The sequence below is a fragment of the Bacillus sp. SA1-12 genome (assembly GCF_000981385.1).
Classification (GTDB): Bacteria; Bacillota; Bacilli; order Bacillales; family Bacillaceae; genus Metabacillus.
Map to the genome: position 1 here is coordinate 1 of NZ_LATZ01000060.1, position 1,103 is coordinate 1,103.

A 1,103-nucleotide genomic window follows, 5' to 3' on the forward strand; every position below is an offset into this window, starting at 1 on the left:
CATCTCCAATTGTCTCTAAATTTTTCTTTGCCAGATGATCAATATCAGGATAGTATGGAAGAGCTCTGCTGAGCTCTGCTTTGTAGTGCTCATCCTTGTAATTGATTTTTAATTGACTAATTTGGTGTTGGACAATTAACTCCGTGTTATAATAAATGAATAGTTGATCATCATATGCTTGTAAGCCAACAGTCTTCCCTTGATACTCAGCTGGAACTGAGTATTGATTGGACTTATACGACACCATGTTGGACGAATTCACTTTTACAAGCGTATGATTGATTTTGTAAGAATCTCTTATTTGTTGCCGTGGGAGGGGCATTAAGAGGTTCTTTTCTTGTTTTAATGCTAAAATTGGTATCTTTCCGGTCCCCTGGTGATAACTATGATTGATTCTTTCACATAGTTGTTGCACAAACTTATGAAGTTCTTCTAAGCTAAACTTCCCTTGATAAGCATGAATTTCGTCTAAATATTTCATGGGTGATTCAACTTTCCCTTTTGTATTCGGTCTTCCTGCAATACAAGGCTGCACTTTAAATCCAAAATCATCCGCAAATTGAGCGAAACGTTTATTGACTATTCCTTTGGTATAATTTGTTCTTGCTTCATCCATTACCGTTTTCATATTGTCAGTCACGATCTGCTTCGGTACACCATCTATGGCTTCAAATGCTTCTGTTAAAAATGACAATAGCACACTTTGTGACTTTGATATGGTCATATAGAAAGTTCGAAACCTAGAATATGAAAGCAATAATACCGCCACGTTTACATGAACAACTTCACCATCTTTTGTTTCATACCGAATGTTCTCTTTCCAATCAAGTTGTGCCTGTTCCCCTGGTGGAGTTTCATACCTGATACTAGATTGAGTTGAATTGATTCTCTTTCCCTCACTAAAGTAAGATTGAAACTCAGGTTTACTTTGAATGTATCTACGAAAAGAAGAAGCTGCACAATCCAAGTCGTGATTATCTTTTAAATATTGCCAGAGCACTCGTTTATAATAAAACACTTGTTTTGATTCTTTTGATAATAAAAGGGAAATAACTCCATAGTACTCATCAATTTTTGAAGATTTGTTTTTTGTTTTCTTGGGA

1 protein-coding gene is annotated in these 1,103 nt (G+C 35.5%); it reads right to left on the bottom strand.

Features of this window, described 5'->3' with window-relative positions; genetic code table 11:
• A partial coding sequence (gene istA, locus WQ54_RS17655) for an IS21 family transposase (protein WP_046585932.1) occupies positions 1-1,103 on the bottom strand: 1,103 nt, incomplete at both ends.